Consider the following 15,391-nt stretch of genomic DNA (forward strand, 5'->3'; position numbering starts at 1 on the left):
CCCACCTTGCCTCTTGATTCGACAAGAGTCAAGATAGAAGCATGTCGAAACAGGAGATCACCCTGACGCCGGTCTCGGGCGGCGCCTGCTGTACGCCGATCTCCGACGCGGCTCTCGATCCGGCCGCGGCCGCCGAAGGGGCCGTGGTGTTCAAAGCACTCGCCGACCCGATCCGGCTGCGTCTGTTGTCGATGATCACGTCGGCCGCCGGCGAGATCTGCGTATGCGACCTGACACCCCAGTTCGAGGTGAGCGGCCCGACGATCTCGCACCACCTGAAGGTGCTCCGCGAGGCCGGCCTCGTCGACTGCGAACGCCGCGGAACCTGGGTCTACTACTGGTCCGTCCCACAGCGCCTGGAGTGGATCGCCACCCTCATCGCGACCCCGGCGCCGCTGAGCTGATCGGTTCCTCGGCTTGACGCAGTGAAATAGCTCAGTGATCATTGAGTCAATGAGCATTGAGGGATTAACCCTGGCGGGCCGGGCCCGGATTCATGCGGCTTTGGGTGACCCGGCGCGGCTCGCGATCGTGGACACCCTGGTGGCCGGTGACGCGTCGCCGGGTGAACTCGGCGCTGAGCTGGAGCTGCCGACGAACCTGGTGGCCCATCATCTGAAGGTCCTGGAGGCGGCCGGCGTCGTCGCGCGGACGCGGTCCGAAGGCGACAAGCGCCGTACCTATGTGCGGCTTCGGCCCGACGCGATGGCGGCGATGACGACGCCCGCGCCTGCCGGTGCGGAGCGAGTGGTGTTCGTCTGCACGCAGAACTCGGCGCGTTCCCAGTTGGCCGCGGCGATCTGGTCGCGGCGCAGCCGGGTCCCGGCGTTGTCCGCGGGCACGCACCCGGCGGAGCGTGTGCATCCGCGAGCCGTGAAGGTCGCCCGGCGGCACGGACTGGATCCGGCCGGGTGGCGCACCGCGCGGCTGCGGGACGTCGTACGGCGTGACGATCTGCTGATCGCGGTGTGCGACAACGCGTACGAAGATCTCGAGCACGAAACCCGCCTGCACTGGTCGATCCCCGACCCGGCGCCGGCCGACACCGACGCGGCCTTCGAGACCACGTACGCCGAACTCTCCGACCGGATCGACCGGTTGGTGGTTGCGGTGGGCAACGGATGAGGCCGGAGTTGTGGCGGCGGGTCGTCGCGGAGGGACTCGGGACAGGGTTGTTGGTGACGGTTGTCGTCGGTTCGGGGATCGCGGCGGCCGAGCTCTCACCCGGCGACACCGGACTGCAGTTGCTGGAGAACTCTTTCGCGACTGCGCTCGGGTTGGCTGTCCTGATCCTGATGCTCGGGCCGGTGTCCGGTGCGCATTTCAACCCGGTCGTGTCGGTCGCCGATTGGTGGCTCGGTCGACGGAACGGCGGCGGGCTGAGTCTGCGGGACTTGTCCGCGTACGTCGCCGCGCAGGTCGTCGGCGCGATAGCGGGCGCGATGCTGGCCAATGTGATGTTCGGTCAGGCCGCTGTTTCGTGGTCGACGACGCACCGGTCCGCAGGCCACTTGTGGATCGGGGAGACGGTCGCCACCGCGGGGTTGATCCTGCTGATCTTCGCGCTCGTCCGGTCCGGCCGCGCCGCTGTAGCCCCTGCTGCTGTCGGCGCGTACATCGGCGCGGCCTACTGGTTCACCTCGTCGACGTCGTTCGCGAACCCTGCCGTGACGGTCGGTCGCGCGTTCAGCGACACCTTCGCCGGGATCGCACCTGGTTCCGTTCCTGGTTTCGTGTTCTTCCAGGTGATCGGCGCGGTTGTCGGCGCCGGCCTGGTCATCGTGCTCTATCCCGAGCTGGGCGACTCCGCGGAGGAGTTCGCCGTACCGAATCTGGAGTTGCGTCGTGAGTAAGCCAGTTGTTCTGTTCGTTTGCGTTCACAATGCCGGGCGTTCGCAGATGGCTGCGGGGTGGTTGCGGGAGTTGGCGGGTGATGCCGTGGAGGTGCGGTCGGCCGGGTCCGAACCGCGGGAGCAGATCAACCCGACCGCGGTCGAGGCGATGCGCGAGGTCGGTATCGACATCACCGCCAACGTCCCCCAAGTACTGAAGACCGAGGACGTCCGCGCTAGCGATGTCGTGATCACCATGGGCTGCGGCGATGCGTGCCCGATCTTCCCCGGCAAACGCTACGAGGACTGGGAACTCACCGACCCCGCGGGACAGCCGATCGAGGTCGTCCGCGAGGTCCGCGACGAGATCCGCACGCGGATCGAGAAACTCGTCGCGGAACTCAAAGCCTAGGTCAGATCGATTCGCCGGGGGCCAGGTACCGGTAGCCGCTGTCGGTCTCCTCGGCGAGCCAGCCGTTGACGCTGCTCAGGCCGCGGGCGTTGATCTGGGCGTCGTGAATCGGGAACGCCCGCTGCGGTGTGATGGCCTTGACGAAGTCGATCGCCTCCGCCGTCTTCATCCACGATCCTTGCGCCGGCACGAGGAGCGTCTCGATCGGCTGCTCGGGAACGTGCAGCGAGTCACCGGGGTGGTAGACCGCCTCGTCGATGAGGTAGCCGAGGTTCGCACAGTCCGGCTGACCGTCGTAGATGAACGCGTGCCGACCGCCGACCGCCCGTACCCGGAAGCCGGCGGCGGTGAACTCCTCACCGGAGGACACACCGGTGATTTCCAGCGGTGCGATGTTCGCGTCGAGAGGGGCGTAGACCGGCACGCCGAGCCCGATCAGCCGGAGTACGTCGACGTGGTCTGCGTGCTCGTGAGTCACCAGCACCGCGTCCGCACCGGCCAAGGCGGCCGGCTCGCTCCACGTCCCGGGGTCGATGACGAGCACCCGGCCATCGTGTTCCAGCCGTACGCAGGCGTGGGTGTACTTCGTGATCCGCATGGCGCCGCTCACCGGGGTGTCAGGAGGCAGAACTCGTTGTTCTCGGGGTCTGCCAGGACGGCCCACGGGACGTCGCCCTGGCCGATGTCGAGGTCGGTGGCGCCGAGAGCGCGCAGCCGGTCCGCCTCCGCCGCGTGGTCGTCGGTGGGGTACGGGCGCAGGTCGAGATGGATGCGGTCCAGCACGGTCTTCGGGTCCGAGGTGCGGATGAACTCGAGGTACGGCCCGACGCCCTTGGCAGAACGCAGTACGGCGGACTCATCGCTGACCTCGTGGAGGGTCCAGTCCATCGCCGACGACCAGAACTGCGCCATGGCTCGCGGGTCCGCGCAATCGACGACGACTGCGGCGATCGGGCCCGTGTCGCTGTAGATCGGCCGAGGCTCCAGCACGCAGAACTCGTTGCCCTCCGGGTCGGCGAGGACCGTCCACGGAACATCGCCCTGGCCGACGTCGGCAGGCGTTGCGCCGAGGCTCTGGAGGCGTTCGATCAACTCCGCCTGGTGCGCCGCGGAGGTGGTGGCGAGGTCGAGGTGGACGCGGTTCTTCACCGTCTTGGGCATCGGGATCGGAATGAGGTCGATGCAGACGGCGCTGGGGTCGGGATAGCTGAAGCCCTCGGGTTCGAGGTTCGTCTCCTCGGCGTTGTCGGCGGTCACCTCCCAGCCGAGCGCCTCCGCCCAGAACCTGCCGAGCCCGGAACTGTCCTGAGCCTTGATCGAGATCTGTACCAACCGCGTTGCCATGCCGCCGATCCTAGGCCAGGCTGCCTCCCGCACGGATCGGGAGGCAGCCAGGCCCGTCAGGCGGTGAGCAGGTCGGCCAGAGTCGTCCGTGCTCGCGAAACCCGGGAGCGGACGGTGCCGACCGGACAGCCCAGACGGGCGGCGGTCTGGGCGTAGGGGACGCCGGCGAGTTGGGTGAGGACGAAGACCTCGCGGCGGTCGCCGGGGATCTTGTCGAGCAGTTCGCTCAGGGCGATGCCGTCCTCGAAGCCGGGGAGGCCCCGCGGCTGGGTCTGTTCGGCGGCACGCTGCCAGTCGTGCCCGGAGATTCGCGGGCGTGCTGCCTTGCGGCGCAGGTCGTCGGCGACGGTACGCCGGGCGATGGACAGCAGCCACGTCCGCGCCGAAGACCGTCCCTCGAACCGGTGCAGGCTTTGCAGGGCCCGCAGGAACGTCTCCTGGGTGAGGTCGTCGGCCGAGTGCGGATCGGCGCTCAGGTGTGCGACGTACCGCCGTACGTCGTGATGCAGTGCGCGGACGAAGTTGTCGAGAGCAACGAGATCACCGTCACGTGCGGCGATCGCCCATTGTGTTGATCGGTCGTCGATCAAGGCAGAAGCCATGGATTGAGTCCTTCTGAGGTCCAAAGATCCGGCAGCGCGTGCAGACGCGACACCGGTGAGCGGAGGCCTGCCGAATGGCATGGCGCATCCCCGGACGGCGAACGCCCGGGGTGGATCGTGCTGTCAGAAAGCAGCGAGTCCGCTCGGTGGACCCCTGGAGGAGATGGCGTGAACGAGCAGCAGGTCGTCGTACGGCGTGGGGGAGTGGGTGGGCCGGATCCGTGGCTGGTGTGCGGTGACCTGTGGACGCGCGAGCGGTCGCAACGGCAGCAGGATCAGGCGGGCGACGGATCGCAGTACAGCGAACGCGGCCCGCTCCCCGTACGCGAGCCACAGACCGCACAGAAGCGCCGCGAGCAGGTGGGCGCCGAGCATGCCGAGCGACGACGTACCGGTCATCTCGTGGCCGGTGTGCATCGCGTGCGGGACCGCCATCGACTGCGCGAGCGAGAACACCAGGTGCAGCGCGCCCTGCGCTACCAGCGTGCTCAGGACGACGAACGGTACGCCGCGCTCCCGGTCGGCGACGATCCACGCGGTGATCCCGATCCAGCCGAAGCCCATTGGTATCGCCCACCACGGGAGGCCCGCGCCGGACATGACGACGTGGCCGAGGGCGGCGAGCAGCACGCAGGTGGCCGCGAACATCGCGGCCCGCGTCCCTCGGAACCCCCAGGTCTGCTGCATGGCCGAACCATGGTCGCATCCCCCTCGGACAGCCCCCGACGCCGCATCTGTGTCCCACGCCACATGGAACCGCTGGAACTGATCGTCCCCGCGAACCGACTCCTCAACTGGACCATGCGGAGAAGGAGTGGACGTGAACGCAGTTCTGGAGGCCCCAGCGAAGCCGGAGAACGGTGCGCGCGGCCGCGGCACCGGGTTGTTCCGGGCCTTCTGGCGGTGGCATTTCTACGCCAGCTTCCTGGTGATCCCGGTCCTGCTGATCCTCGCCGCGACGGGCCTGATCTACCTGTTCCGCTTCCAGATCGAACCGGTTCTGCACGCCGATCTGATGAAGGTGAGCCAGCCGGCCGGCCTGGTCGCGCAGCCGTACGAGACGCAGCTCGACGAGGTACGCCAGGCCTTCCCTGACGCGACCGTGGTCTCGATGACCGAGCCGTCGGCGCCGAACCGCTCGACGGTGTTCTCCGTCGACACCGCGGCCGGCCCCCGGGACGTGTTCGTCGACCCGTACGAGGGCAAGGTACTGGGTTCGCTCAACCCGGACACGACGCTGTCGGGCGCCGCGATCCTGCTGCACGGCGAACTGATGGCCGGCCGTTGGGGCGATTACGTGATCGAGATCGCTGCCTGCTGGGCGATCGTGATGGCGCTGACCGGCTACTACCTGTTCTTCCTGGGGAGGGTCGCGCGAGCGCGACGACGGGCGGCTGGAGCGGCGGGCGCCGTACTGCGCTCACGGCACGGCCGCACCGGCGCGGTCCTCGGTCTCGGGCTGCTCTTCCTGATCGTGTCGGGTCTGCCGTGGACCGGGTTCTGGGGCGCGAAGGCTCAGGAGCTCGCGACCCATCAAGGTACGTCGTTCTGGGGCGAGGATCCCGGTGCGCTCTCGAACCCGACCTCGACCTTGGACGAGTCGCTGCCGCACAGCCACTCGGTGCCGTGGGGTCTGGGCAAGACCGAAGTACCGCGCTCGAACCCGGCCGACGGGAAGCGGTCGGTCGCCACCGTCGACACCGCGATCGAGGTCGGCCAGCGCAACGGGCTGCGCCGCCCGATGACGATCGCACTGCCCGCCGACGACGGGGGTGTCTTCTCGGCGATCGGGTACGCGTTCAACGACCCCGGCAAGGAGCGCACGTTGCACGTCGACCGGTACGGCGGCGGCGTGGTCTCGACGTACGGCTACAGCGACTACCCGGCCCTGGCGAAGGTCGTTGCCCAAGGCATCGCGCTGCACGAGGGCAGGCGCCTGGGCACGTTCAACTTCTGGTTGACGACGGTCTTCTGTCTCGGCGTGATCTTCATGTGCGTCAGCGGACCGCTGATGTGGTGGCGCCGCCGCCCGAAGGGCAACTCCCTCGGCGCACCCCGCGGCCGCCTCCCGCTCCGCGCAACCCCCGCCCTGGCCGTCCTCGTCACCGCCCTCGCCATCTTCCTCCCCCTCTTCGGCCTCACCCTGGCCGCCGCCCTCCTCCTCGACCAACTCGCCCTCCGCCGAATCCCACGACTGGGCACCTGGTTCAACACCGCTTCGTAGCGGGCGCGCCGGGGCAGCTTGATCGGGGTGCTGTTGTATGGAACGCTCGTAGACAAGTTGGAGGGGAGTATTCCTTCGCGGCGGCGTCGTCATCACGGCCTGCAGGGCAACCTGCAACCCGGCGCCGTCGGCCAGTAGATGCGGTGAGCTTTGACCAGCCCCCCGCGGTGGCGGAAGAGACCTCCGGTTAGAGGCGCACGCCCGCAGTGTCGGAGCGTGCCCGGAGCACCGGAGAGTTGTCATGGGGCTGGTCAGTAACTTCACTGTCATCGGAGCCGTCGCGTGTGCGCTCGTGTACGCCGTCGCGCGCCTGGTCGCACTCCTCATCGTCCTGCGCGGAACTCGCCCGAGCCAGCGAGCGGAACTCGTTCGCGCCGTGGCGGAACTGTTCCACTACAGGTCTTCCCGCACGAAGGAGGACAGCCAATCGACCTAGTCAGCTCCAGGGGTGGAGTTTGGTGGGGTTTCGGATTGCCCAGATGCGTTTGATCTGGGTTGGCGTGGTTTCGAAGGCGTAGACGGTGACGGTGGTGCCGTTTTGCTGGGCTACCAGGCCGGGCTGGCCGTTGACTGTGCGTTCGAGGAACGTCAGCGCGGGCAACTTGTCGGCGAAGGTGGTCAGGCTGCGGACGATTGGTTCGGCGCCGGTGAGTGAGCGCAGGAACGCGGGCGCCTGGCCGCCGGTGTCCGCGGTCGCGGTGGCGTCGGGGTCCAGAAGGCTGATGAGAGTCTCGATGTCCCGGTTCTCCCAGGCCTGCTTGAAGTCCCGGATGATCTGCGACTGCACAGGCGCCGGTTCCCGTGACGTGCGGATCCGGCGGCGGGCCGACGAGGCCAGTTGCCGGCAGGCCGCGGGAGTCCGGCCGACGATGTCGGCGACTTCGGCGAACGGATAGCGGAAGACGTCGTGGAGGATGAACGCGACCCGTTCGGCCGGCGTCATCGCTTCCAGTACGACGAGGAACGCCATGCTGACCGATTCGTCGAGGGTGATGCGGTCGGCCGGGTCCGCGGGGGTCCACTCGGACGGGTCGGGAACCGGCTCGGGGATCCATTCCCCGACGTACGTCTCCCGCCGAACGCGTGCCGACGAGAGGACAGTGAGACAGATGCGGCTGGCGACCTTCGTCAACCATGCGCCGGGGGAGACGATCGCGTCGCGCTGGCGCGGGGACAGCGCGTACCACCGGGCATAGGCCTCCTGTACGACGTCCTCGGCGTCGGCCAGCGAGCCCAGGAGCCGGTACGCGAGATTGAGCAGCTGCCGTCGTTCGTCCATGACTACTCGACCGAACAGCAGGGTGAAATGTGACGTCGCCTGACGTTTCGCGGACCTACCTGGTCTTCCTTGGTGAGACCGTCCAAGGAAGGAAGTTCACAATGTCGTCGGATTACTGGTCGTTGAAGCACAAGATCGTCGTCGTTGGCGGCGGGTACGCCGGAACGCTCGCGGCCAACCGTTTGCGGCAGCGCGACGATGTCGACGTCACGCTGGTCAACCCGCGTCCGCACTTCGTCGAACGCATTCGGCTGCATCAGTTCGTGGCTCGTACCGGTGAGGCGACGCTCGACTACGCGACGCTGCTCGGTGACGGAATCTCGTTGGTCGTCGACAGCGTCACGCGGATCGAGACTGACGCGCGCAAGGTGCGTCTGGAGTCGGGGCGGGCGCTGGACTACGACTACCTCATCTATGCGGTGGGCAGCAGGGCGGCGGTTCCTGAGGCGGTTCCTGGTGCGGCGGAGTTCTCGTTCGACATCGCCGAGTTCGAGGCGGCGCAGCGTCTGCGGTCCAGGTTGGACGATCTGTCGCTCGATGCGCCGATCACGGTGGTCGGCGGCGGGTTCACGGGCATCGAAACGGCGGCTGAACTGGTTGAGCAAGGACGCTCGGTCACGCTGGTCTGCGGGGGTGGATTGGCGCCCACGTTGAGCGCCAAGGGTCGCCGGTACGTCGCGAGATGGCTCTCTCGGCATGATGTCGCCGTACTCGAGAACACTGCGGTGGCGGAGGTTCGCGTGGACGGGGTTGTTCTCGCGGGTGGTGGCGTTCGGGGGAGTGCGTTGACTGTTTGGACGGCCGGGTTCGGGGTGCCGGAGTTAGCGGCGGCGAGCGGGTTGCGAACTGATGAGCTCGGGCGGTTACTGACGGACGAGACGTTGACGAGTGTCGACGACTCGCGGATCGTCGCGGCGGGTGATGCGGTCGCTCCTTCGGGGCGGGCGTTGCGGATGAGTACGTACGCCGCTGGTCCGCTCGGCGCGCAGGCCGCCAACACTGTGCTGAGCCGGATCGCCGGGGACGAACCGGCTGCGCTCGATCTGGCGTTCACCGGGGCGTGCGTCAGCCTGGGGCGGCATGCCGGTATTCGGCAGCTTGCGCGTATGGACGATTCCGCGGTGAACCTCCACATCTCCGGTCGCCTGGGCGCGGTGGTGAAGGAGACCGCGTGCAGGTTCGTCATCGACAAGCGAATCCGCCGCGAGGCCCGCGATCCAGGCTCGATGACCTGGCCCAAGGCCGGCCCGCGCCCCACCCAGCAACCCAGGACGATGGTGCACGATGAGGTATGACGAGTTTCGATCGGGACACCCTCCGCGCACTCGCTGACGAGGGAAACGAGCTGGCCTTGGACCGGCTCGCGGACCTGGCCGAGGGGCGCGGCGACGTACAGGAGTTGAGCGATCTGCTGGACGAGGGCAGCCAGCACGCGGGTGAGCTGTTGACGCGGCGGGCTGCTGCAGCCCGCGATCTCCGCGAGCTGCAGCGGATCGCGGATGCCGGGTACGACGAGGCCGCGGAGGTACTCGACACACTCCTGACCGCGAGCCCCGACTGACCGAGGAAATCACGCCTCTCACAAGTATCGTGGCGGTATGAGTGTGCAGCGGCGGCCGACGATGTACGACGTGGCTGCGCTGGCCGGGGTGTCGCATCAGACGGTGTCGCGGTACCTGCGGTCCGATCCGACCGTGGGACCGGACACGTCGGTGCGCATCAAGGCCGCGGTCGACGAGTTGGGGTACCGGCCGAACCTGATGGCGCGGGCGATGCGGACGCGGAGTACCGGAGCGGTCGCGATCATCCTGCCGGGATGGACCGGGCCGGAGCGGACCGTCGCCGCGGCGTGCGAGGAGGCGCAGCGGCTCGGGTACCAGGTGGAGATCGTGATCGGCGTCGACGAGGACCCGGCCGAGCTGAGCCGGCTGGCGGACGAGATCCTGGCGCGCGGGCAGGTCGACGGCGTGCTGTCGGTGACCCCGCTGGCGGTCGACACCCACAGCGCGGGTGTCGTCGTACAGACCGCGGAGTTCGACCATCGGCTGCGCGCGGTCGAGGCGGTGGCGGCGGACGAGGCGACGATGGAAGAGATCCTGGAGAAGCTCGCGGAGCTCGGGCATCGTGACTTCTTCCACGCGGCGGGCCCGCAGGACTGGAGGTCGGCGCAGCTCCGCAAATCCGGGTACCTGAAGGCTTGTGAGCGGCTGGGGTTACGGTCGCATGGTGTGTACGACGGTCCTTGGCATCCCGATACCGGTGTTGAGGCTGTGGAGTCGTTGCCTGATGACACGCCCGTCACAGCGGTGGTTGCAGCGAGCGATCACATCGCAGTCGGGGTGATGCATGCGGCGTTCCGGCGGGGGTGGCGGGTGCCGGAGGATCTGAGCGTTACAGGATGGGACGATCTGACGCTCGTACGCTACGGAACTCCTGCGTTGTCGACGGTCCGCGTGGACCGCGAGACGTCGGGGCGGCACGGGATGCGTCGCCTGATCGCAGCGATCCGCAACGAACCCGAGCCTGACCCCCTTCCCGCCGCCCCCACCGAAATCGTGTTCCGCGACACCACAGTCCCACCCCGCCGCGCTTAGGTGAGGACCAGGGCGCCCAAGTGCCAGAAGCGGTCTGGTTCGCTGTCGAGGGTCAGGTCGGCGGTGCGGCCGGTGGGGCCGCCGTCGAGGTCGGCGTGCAGCCAGGTGAAGATGCCGCCCGGCAGATCGGTGGACGTGGCAAGGACTTCGTTGCCCTCGGCGATGATCGTCGGTGGACAGTCCGGACCGCCGTCGCCGACGAGCGCCGAAAGACGGACCGGGCCGGGCGGCAACGTGATCCGCAGCGTGCGAGCAGGATAATCACCGCAGAAGTCCCGCCGGAGCGCATCCCACGTGTTGCCACGATCACGACCCTGCGGCGCCGTACCGACCCAGCCGTAGCCCCGCGTCGTGTCCCACGTAGTGCTGGGGGAGACCCGCGCATAGCCCGTCACCAGCGGGCTGTCCGCGGTCCCGATGTCCAACGCAAGATGACACTGCCCAGCATCCGGCGTCACCACGAACGTCTGGTTCCGCGAACTCAACGCCGTCTGCGCCGGACTGATGTCGATCGCCAGGTCGAAATGATCCGCGATCAACGGCGGAGTCACCGGCAGCGCAACGGTCGCCGCGGCCCCCGCCCCGACAGTCGCACTCGCCGTACCGACCTGCCAGCCTGAGTCCACCGGATGCACGGCCGCGGTAATGGACCGCTCGGCGCCGGACGCGTTGGTGACCTCGACAGCGAGGCTGTTCGCGCGTCCACCGAACAGCAGCCGCCCGCCCGGATATGCGAGCTGCAACCATCCCGTACCGCTCGACACGATCCGCGAGAACCCGTAGAAGTACGAGACAATCGTGTCGCGCCAGCGCTCCGCCTCGACCACATGGGCGTCGAACGTTGCCGCGATATCGGCGTACCGCGCCCGATCCACCCGCCCCGCCAACCGACCCCACGCACGCCGGAACTCCTCGACGCGTTCATGTCCGTCGAAGTGGCTGTCGTAGATGTGCTGGATCATGGTCTTCCCGGAACGCAGCCGATGCGTGTACGGCACCCAGTGCATGAACAGCAGCAGCTCATCCGGGCAGTTCTCCAGCGAGCCGTAGAGGTCCTGCCAGTGCTCGGCGTACAGCCCGGTGAATCCGCTGCCGGTCGCGGCGGTCCGGTCGAACCCCGTACCCTCGGCGGTGGTGTGGTGCGACAGGTTCTGCGTCGTGGTCGGTGCCGGCGCGAAGTGCGCGCCGAGCGGGTACGTGAGGTAGCCCATGCCGAGCGGCGACGTGTAACTCTCGTACGTCTGCCACGACTGCAACATGATTGCCTTGAGCACCGACCCGACCTGGCGATCGCCGCCGAACGTGAGCTCGATCCATTCGGCGACGATCTCGTCCGCGGACAACTTCGGGTTCCACGCGAGCCGCGCGAATCCGTGGGTGTTCGCGGCGCCGAGCTGATAGCCGGTCCAGTCCCGGTCGTCGCCGAGGTTGACCACGCCGGCGAACCCAACATTCTCCTGGTCGTACGCGACGCCGGTGACGACGTCCGCGACAGTCGGACCGCTGCCCGTGCCCGTATGGGTCTGGAAACCGAGGATCGATTTCCATTCCGGCACGAGGTAGCACAGGTGCGTCGAGTGCCCCGTGTACTCCTGCGTGACCTGCAGTTCGATCATCTGGTTGGTCTGCGGTAACCCGCCGAACAGCGGGTTGACCGGCTCCCGGACCTGGAAGTCGATCGGCCCGTTCTTCGTCTGTACGACGGCGTTCGCGTGGAACTGCCCGTCGAGCGGATGGAACACCCGGTACTCATACTCCGCCCAGTCGTCGAACCCCTCGTGCACGAAGGATCTCCAGACGAGCTTGCCGTCGTACGCCGCGAGCCGGTCGGCCAGCATGTTGGCGCCTTCGGCATGCGTACGCCCGTAGTCGAGCGGACCCGGCTGTCCCTCGGAGTTCGCTTTGACCAGGAACCCGCCGAAGTCCGGGATGAGCCGGTAGATCTCGTCGATCTTGTCCTGCCACCACTGCTGCACGCGCGCGTCGAGCGGATCGGCGACGGTGATCGGTGACGGCTGATCCGCGGTGAGCGTGATCGGCGCGGCGTAGTTGGCCGACAACCACAGCCGCACACCCCACGACCGCAGTACGCCGGCTAGCGCTGCTAGCCCGGGCAGTCGCTCCGAGCGGAGGAACTCGGCGCTGGCGTTGACGTTGTTGATCACGGTGTGGTTGATCCCGACCGAGGCGAGGACCCGGGCGTAGTCGACGTACCGCTCGCGGAGTCCGGGGAGCTCGTCCCAGACGAAGATCGACTTGCCGGCGTAGCCGCGTTCGATGCTGCGATTCAGGTTGTCCCAGTGGTTGAGCATGCGCAGCGGCGACGCGGGGCGGTCGGTCAGGTCGAGCCGCTCGAGCGGGCGCTGGCGCTGCAGTTGCTGCAGGAACCGGAACGCGCCGTAGAGCGCTCCCCGCTCTCCCGCCCCGGTGATCTCGACCCGATCCGTACGGCGCTTGATCCTGAATCCCTCCGCGCCGAGGGCGTCGTCGGCCTTCGTGCCGACGACCACTGCGCCTTTGCCGATCTGGTCGCGTACCGGTATCGAGCGTCCGAGGAGGCAGGACAGCCCGCGAGCGAGTTCCGCACCCGCGGATCGCAGTACGACGTGGTTGCCCTGCACAACGACGTGAGTGAACGCGGCGCGGTAGCGCGACAGGAGGTTGCTGTCGGCGACGAGGCGGTAGCGCAGCCAGAGGTCGTAGCCGTCTTCGTTGGGCGGTACGGCGAATGCGCGGGATGCTGAACCGGGCAGGAGACCGGCGGCGAGCGCTCCAGCTGCGCCGCTGGCGAGCAGGGTTCGACGAGTGATCGGGTATTCGTGCGGCCGCGTCATGACTGGTACGTCCTCACGTAGTCGAACCGAGCCGTGGTGCCGGTGCCGCCCATGGAGATGAGGCCGAGCTTGAGTGGTCCAGCGTCGGCGGGTAGATACCAATAGCTGCCCCACTGCCAGTGCCGGCCGTCGAGGCTGGTGGCGGCCTGGAACAGATGCTCACCGGTGCTCGGCTGAATGGTGTGGCGCAGCCGCAGCCACATCGTGTCGGCGCTCGGCCCAAGCTGAATGGCCTCCGCCCACGGACTCGCATCCGCTCCAGGCCACAGGAAGGTCTGCCGTACGGCGCCTGTGCGGGTCGGAGCGAGCTGCAGCGACTGCGTTCGCGATGCCCAGGCGATGAGTCCGGCGCGGGCGTTGCCGGTGCTGCCCTCGAACGGCAGGGAGACGCGCGTCTCGACGGTGTAGTCGCCTTGCGGCGCATCACGCAGGAGGACGGTGGCGAGGTTGTCTTCCTTGCTGAGGTCATTGGCTTGGGTGTCCCAGACCAGCTGACCGTTCTCGAGGTTTCCCTGGTTGGCGCCGGTCCATTGCCACTGGGAGTCTTCGGCGGTGAACTCGTCGCTGAACGCGGGGAGCAGTTTGCCGACGCGCGGCTCCGGGATCTTCCGCGTGACCGGCTGGTAGAGCTTGGTCATCGCAACGTTGTCGCCCTGTGCCGCCCCGGCCAGGCCCACCTGCGCCGGGCCGGCCAGCCCGTTGGCCAAGCGCACGTTGAGCTCACCCAACGGGTTGTCGCCGAGCGCCGGTGCGACCTGGATCGTGGCTCGTTCACCGCGTACCTCGACGCTGACGGAATGCCAGGTGTCGTACCGGAAACCCTCGTAGAGAGCGCTCTCCGAGTTGCTGACGATCTTCCCGCCGACGCGTTGCTCGACCCGGAGCGAGCGGCGTACGGGGTCGAGCCAGGCGACGGAGTAGTTCCGCGGCGAGCGGTACGCGAAGACCAGCCCGGCCTTACTGGTCGAGGTGCGGAGGTCGGCTTCGACGCGGTAGTCGGCCGGTCCGCCCGTGTGGCTGACCAGCAACGCCGAGGCGCCGGCGGATTCGGCGTACCCGCCGCTCGACACGTCCTGCCCGACCGTCCATTCGCCGGCGAGTGCGCGCCAGTCCGACAGGGAGGTGGACTCGTTGAACGAGCTGCCGATCGTCGAGGTCGCCGCGGGCGCGGGCTGCGGCTGGTCCGAGGTCCATTGCCCGGCGCGGACCGTCGGCCAGCCGCCGATCCAGTCCAGGCGATCCATCGACTGCGGACGGCCGCCCCACGTGTGGTCGGCGCGGATGTCGGAGTTGACGAGGTTCCACTGCTGCCCGGAGCGGTCCACTGTGACGGCGTTGTGTCCAGTGGCAGAGAGCGAGTTCCCGTTGAACGAGTTCACGATCGTTCCGCCGGGCTGCGCAGCGGTGAGCGAGACGCCGTTCTCGTCGACGAACGGGCCGGTGGGGGAGGTGGAGCGCCCGACCAGCACCGGGTATCCGCCGCCGCCGACGTTGCCGATGCAGCAGCCGTAGCCGGAGTAGAACAGGTAGTACCAAGGACCGCGTTTCGTCACCCACGCACCCTCACCACGCTCACCGGCGACGACCTGCTGCGACGTACCGACCGTACTGCGGCCGTCGGGCGAGAGCCGTACGACGTGCAGTCCGCCGCGGCGGAACGAGCCGTAGTACAGGTACTTCGTGCCGTCGTCGTCGATGAACATCATCGGGTCGATCTCCATCACCTCGCTGTCGGCGACGAAGTCCACGACCGGGTGACCGATGTCCTTCCACGGCCCGGCGGGCGACGACGAGATCGCGAGCCCGATCGCGGCGCCGAGCGGCGTGGAACTCGGCGCGGAGTAGTACATGTAGTACTGGCCGTCGACGTACCGGACGTCCGGCGCCCAGTACCCCTTCTGCGGCCAGGGCGCCCACTCGGGGTGGTTCTCGGCGCTGAACGCGTCGCCGAGGAACTCCCAGTGCACGAGATCGGTGGAGCGCACCATCGGGATCAGGTGCTGCGGTCCGCCGTTGTCCGCGTTCTCACGGGTCAGGCTCGTGTTGGTGGCGTACGAGTACCAGGCGCCGTCCTTGGCGCGGATCAGCCCGACGTCGGAGAACGCCTGGGCGATGTCGCCCATCAACGGATTGTTGTAGGTAGCAACGGGTTTCGCGGGCGCGGCGCCGACCGGCGACGACCCGGCGACGGCGATCAGCGCGAGGGTGATCAGCAACGCCACCAGGCCGGTGCGGATCGGACGGAACGGGACAGTTCGAGGCATGACGGC

General features: G+C 68.1%; 16 protein-coding genes. 9 read left to right on the forward strand and 7 right to left on the reverse strand.

All coding sequences use genetic code 11. The features are described 5' to 3' along the window. Positions 1 to 41 precede the first annotated feature (41 nt). From OHB24_RS31920 to OHB24_RS31935, 4 genes are read left to right on the forward strand one after another with little or no spacing between them, the layout of a single operon-like run. Positions 42 to 404, forward strand: a complete 363-nt coding sequence (locus OHB24_RS31920; protein ID WP_327634574.1) for an ArsR/SmtB family transcription factor — start codon at positions 42 to 44, stop codon at positions 402 to 404. Between the two features lie 49 nt (positions 405 to 453). Continuing rightward, positions 454 to 1,125 carry an arsenate reductase/protein-tyrosine-phosphatase family protein gene (locus OHB24_RS31925; protein WP_327634575.1) on the forward strand — a complete coding sequence of 224 codons (672 nt, stop codon included), beginning with the start codon at positions 454 to 456 and terminating at the stop codon, positions 1,123 to 1,125. Further along, a complete protein-coding gene (locus tag OHB24_RS31930) occupies positions 1,122 to 1,853 on the forward strand; it encodes an MIP/aquaporin family protein (RefSeq protein ID WP_327634576.1) in 732 nt (243 codons plus the stop codon). Before OHB24_RS31925 ends, OHB24_RS31930 begins: the two co-directional genes overlap by 4 nt. Next, on the forward strand, positions 1,846 to 2,244 hold the full coding sequence (locus OHB24_RS31935) for an arsenate reductase ArsC (protein ID WP_327634577.1): 399 nt from the start codon (positions 1,846 to 1,848) through the stop codon (positions 2,242 to 2,244). Before OHB24_RS31930 ends, OHB24_RS31935 begins: the two co-directional genes overlap by 8 nt. 1 nt (position 2,245) lies before the next feature. Here OHB24_RS31935 and OHB24_RS31940 read toward each other — a convergent pair whose 3' ends face one another. The 4 genes from OHB24_RS31940 to OHB24_RS31955 form a co-directional block, all read right to left on the reverse strand. After that, positions 2,246 to 2,842 (reverse strand): MBL fold metallo-hydrolase, encoded by a 597-nt coding sequence (locus OHB24_RS31940; RefSeq protein ID WP_327634578.1) that lies wholly within the window; start codon positions 2,840 to 2,842, stop codon positions 2,246 to 2,248. Between the two features lie 8 nt (positions 2,843 to 2,850). Further along, positions 2,851 to 3,588 (reverse strand): VOC family protein, encoded by a 738-nt coding sequence (locus OHB24_RS31945; RefSeq protein ID WP_327634579.1) that lies wholly within the window; start codon positions 3,586 to 3,588, stop codon positions 2,851 to 2,853. A 56-nt stretch (positions 3,589 to 3,644) separates the two neighbouring features. After that, positions 3,645 to 4,190 (reverse strand): sigma-70 family RNA polymerase sigma factor, encoded by a 546-nt coding sequence (locus OHB24_RS31950; RefSeq protein ID WP_327634580.1) that lies wholly within the window; start codon positions 4,188 to 4,190, stop codon positions 3,645 to 3,647. A 123-nt stretch (positions 4,191 to 4,313) separates the two neighbouring features. Next, complete coding sequence (locus OHB24_RS31955) at positions 4,314 to 4,877, reverse strand: hypothetical protein (protein ID WP_327634581.1); 564 nt, start codon at positions 4,875 to 4,877, stop codon at positions 4,314 to 4,316. 133 nt (positions 4,878 to 5,010) lie between these two features. On the opposite strand from OHB24_RS31955, the gene OHB24_RS31960 reads away from it, so the two are divergent. Beyond that, on the forward strand, positions 5,011 to 6,414 hold the full coding sequence (locus tag OHB24_RS31960; protein WP_327634582.1) for a PepSY-associated TM helix domain-containing protein: 1,404 nt from the start codon (positions 5,011 to 5,013) through the stop codon (positions 6,412 to 6,414). 241 nt (positions 6,415 to 6,655) lie between these two features. Next, positions 6,656 to 6,850 (forward strand): hypothetical protein, encoded by a 195-nt coding sequence (locus OHB24_RS31965; RefSeq protein WP_327634583.1) that lies wholly within the window; start codon positions 6,656 to 6,658, stop codon positions 6,848 to 6,850. On the opposite strand, the gene sigJ is transcribed toward OHB24_RS31965, so the two are convergent. After that, the gene (gene sigJ / locus OHB24_RS31970; protein ID WP_327634584.1) at positions 6,851 to 7,693 is read right to left on the reverse strand and encodes an RNA polymerase sigma factor SigJ; all 843 of its coding nucleotides are present in this window, start codon (positions 7,691 to 7,693) and stop codon (positions 6,851 to 6,853) included. 101 nt (positions 7,694 to 7,794) lie between these two features. Between sigJ and OHB24_RS31975 the strand changes: the two genes are divergently transcribed. The 3 genes from OHB24_RS31975 to OHB24_RS31985 are packed head-to-tail and all read left to right on the forward strand — an operon-like array spanning position 7,795 to position 10,287. Further along, complete coding sequence (locus tag OHB24_RS31975; protein ID WP_327634585.1) at positions 7,795 to 8,988, forward strand: NAD(P)/FAD-dependent oxidoreductase; 1,194 nt, start codon at positions 7,795 to 7,797, stop codon at positions 8,986 to 8,988. Continuing rightward, positions 8,985 to 9,254, forward strand: a complete 270-nt coding sequence (locus tag OHB24_RS31980) for a hypothetical protein (RefSeq protein WP_327634586.1) — start codon at positions 8,985 to 8,987, stop codon at positions 9,252 to 9,254. The genes OHB24_RS31975 and OHB24_RS31980 overlap by 4 nt, the downstream gene beginning before the upstream one ends. Before the next feature lie 37 nt (positions 9,255 to 9,291). Next, positions 9,292 to 10,287, forward strand: a complete 996-nt coding sequence (locus OHB24_RS31985; RefSeq protein WP_327634587.1) for a LacI family DNA-binding transcriptional regulator — start codon at positions 9,292 to 9,294, stop codon at positions 10,285 to 10,287. On the opposite strand, the gene OHB24_RS31990 is transcribed toward OHB24_RS31985, so the two are convergent. Both OHB24_RS31990 and OHB24_RS31995 read right to left on the reverse strand, forming a co-directional pair. Next, positions 10,284 to 13,121 (reverse strand): alpha-glucuronidase family glycosyl hydrolase, encoded by a 2,838-nt coding sequence (locus OHB24_RS31990; protein ID WP_327634588.1) that lies wholly within the window; start codon positions 13,119 to 13,121, stop codon positions 10,284 to 10,286. The two genes, OHB24_RS31985 and OHB24_RS31990, sit on opposite strands and share 4 nt — an antisense overlap. Beyond that, on the reverse strand, positions 13,118 to 15,385 hold the full coding sequence (locus OHB24_RS31995) for a family 43 glycosylhydrolase (RefSeq protein WP_327634589.1): 2,268 nt from the start codon (positions 15,383 to 15,385) through the stop codon (positions 13,118 to 13,120). The genes OHB24_RS31990 and OHB24_RS31995 overlap by 4 nt, the downstream gene beginning before the upstream one ends. Positions 15,386 to 15,391: the final 6 nt, after the last annotated feature.

It is taken from the genome of Kribbella sp. NBC_00482, assembly GCF_036013725.1.
Lineage (GTDB): Bacteria > Actinomycetota > Actinomycetes > Propionibacteriales > Kribbellaceae > Kribbella.

Bases quoted from the DNA above. Each gene is read 5' to 3' on its own strand.
- OHB24_RS31920 (WP_327634574.1), top strand. From the start codon at position 42: ATGTCGAAACAGGAGATCACCCTGACGCCGGTCTCGGGCGGCGCCTGC.
- OHB24_RS31925 (WP_327634575.1), top strand. From the start codon at position 454: ATGAGCATTGAGGGATTAACCCTGGCGGGCCGGGCCCGGATTCATGCG.
- OHB24_RS31930 (WP_327634576.1), top strand. From the start codon at position 1,122: ATGAGGCCGGAGTTGTGGCGGCGGGTCGTCGCGGAGGGACTCGGGACA.
- OHB24_RS31940 (WP_327634578.1), bottom strand. From the start codon at position 2,842: ATGCGGATCACGAAGTACACCCACGCCTGCGTACGGCTGGAACACGAT.
- OHB24_RS31945 (WP_327634579.1), bottom strand. From the start codon at position 3,588: ATGGCAACGCGGTTGGTACAGATCTCGATCAAGGCTCAGGACAGTTCC.
- OHB24_RS31950 (WP_327634580.1), bottom strand. From the start codon at position 4,190: ATGGCTTCTGCCTTGATCGACGACCGATCAACACAATGGGCGATCGCC.
- OHB24_RS31955 (WP_327634581.1), bottom strand. From the start codon at position 4,877: ATGCAGCAGACCTGGGGGTTCCGAGGGACGCGGGCCGCGATGTTCGCG.
- OHB24_RS31965 (WP_327634583.1), top strand. From the start codon at position 6,656: ATGGGGCTGGTCAGTAACTTCACTGTCATCGGAGCCGTCGCGTGTGCG.
- sigJ (WP_327634584.1), bottom strand. From the start codon at position 7,693: ATGGACGAACGACGGCAGCTGCTCAATCTCGCGTACCGGCTCCTGGGC.
- OHB24_RS31975 (WP_327634585.1), top strand. From the start codon at position 7,795: ATGTCGTCGGATTACTGGTCGTTGAAGCACAAGATCGTCGTCGTTGGC.
- OHB24_RS31980 (WP_327634586.1), top strand. From the start codon at position 8,985: ATGACGAGTTTCGATCGGGACACCCTCCGCGCACTCGCTGACGAGGGA.
- OHB24_RS31985 (WP_327634587.1), top strand. From the start codon at position 9,292: ATGAGTGTGCAGCGGCGGCCGACGATGTACGACGTGGCTGCGCTGGCC.
- OHB24_RS31990 (WP_327634588.1), bottom strand. From the start codon at position 13,121: ATGACGCGGCCGCACGAATACCCGATCACTCGTCGAACCCTGCTCGCC.
- OHB24_RS31995 (WP_327634589.1), bottom strand. From the start codon at position 15,385: ATGCCTCGAACTGTCCCGTTCCGTCCGATCCGCACCGGCCTGGTGGCG.